Genomic DNA, 612 nt, shown 5'->3' with positions numbered 1-612 from the left:
AGCTAGGGAGAACATGAAGGCATTCAGTCGGGTGCTGGTCGCGATGGTGACCGCCATTGCGGGGGTCTTTGCGGGCCTCTTCATCGGTGCCGGCACTTCTCATGCGGGTTTGGACAATGAGCTGAGCCTGGTCGACGGTCAGGATCGGACCCTGACCGTGCAGCAGTGGGATACCTTCCTCAACGGTGTGTTCCCGCTGGACCGCAACCGGCTGACGCGTGAGTGGTTCCATTCCGGTCGGGCCAAGTATCACGTCGAGGGCCCGGGCGCCGAGGAGTTCGAGGGCACCTTGGAGCTGGGTTATCAGATCGGTTTCCCCTGGTCGCTGGGTGTGGGGATCAACTTCTCCTACACCACCCCCAACATCCTGATCGACGATGGTGACATCACCGGCCCGCCGTTCGGTCTGGAGTCGGTGATCACCCCGAACCTGTTCCCGGGTGTGTCGATCAGTGCGGATCTGGGCAACGGTCCCGGTATCCAGGAAGTCGCGACGTTCTCGGTGGACGTCAAGGGTCCCGCCGGTGGGGTGGCGGTGTCCAACGCCCACGGCACGGTGACCGGTGCGGCCGGTGGTGTGTTGCTGCGGCCGTTCGCCCGGCTGATCGCCTC

1 protein-coding gene is annotated in these 612 nt (G+C 64.2%); it reads left to right on the top strand.

The features are described 5' to 3' along the window. Positions 1–13 precede the first annotated feature (13 nt). On the top strand, positions 14–612 hold a 599-nt coding region (locus tag A5733_RS21100; RefSeq protein ID WP_076241547.1), incomplete at its 3' end, for an MspA family porin.

Source organism: Mycobacterium sp. NS-7484 (assembly GCF_001953975.1).
In the GTDB taxonomy this organism is placed as follows: Bacteria; Actinomycetota; Actinomycetes; order Mycobacteriales; family Mycobacteriaceae; genus Mycobacterium.
Note: the sequence above shows the minus strand (reverse complement) of the source record. Positions and strands in the feature narration are given on the sequence as shown.